This window comes from Pseudomonas sp. 2822-17 (assembly GCF_002742485.1).
Classification (GTDB): Bacteria; Pseudomonadota; Gammaproteobacteria; order Pseudomonadales; family Pseudomonadaceae; genus Aquipseudomonas; species Aquipseudomonas cyclaminis.
This window is the reverse complement of sequence record NZ_LJRZ01000175.1, coordinates 1-339: the sequence shown is the minus strand read 5'-3', so window position 1 is coordinate 339 and position 339 is coordinate 1. Positions and strand designations below refer to the sequence as shown.

Sequence of the window (339 nt, the reverse complement as noted above, 5' to 3'; positions counted from 1 at the left end):
TCATAAGGTTGACAAATGTTACAATCGACATATAAAATTACCTATAAGTATCTCTTTGATTTGCTAAAGTAGCATAGTAGAAGGGGTAGAATTATAGTTTAGACGAGATGAGAAAAGAAGAGGAGAGTGGAGAAAATGAATGAAACAGCAGTTGAGAACAAAGGTTATTTTGGTGAATTTGGTGGAAGTTTTGTACCACCAGAATTACAAGAAGTATTAGATATTTTAGCAGAGCAATATGAAAAATACAAAAACGATGACGAATTTAACGAAGAATTCAAATATTATTTAAAAGAATTTGTTGGTAGGGAAAATCCTTTAACATATGCCAAGCACTTA

At 31.0% G+C, this 339-nt stretch carries 1 pseudogene; it reads left to right on the top strand.

From position 1 onward, the window contains the following. Positions 1 to 135: 135 nt before the first annotated feature. Positions 136 to 339, top strand: a pseudogene (locus AOA60_RS01420) (tryptophan synthase subunit beta); the annotation flags it as partial.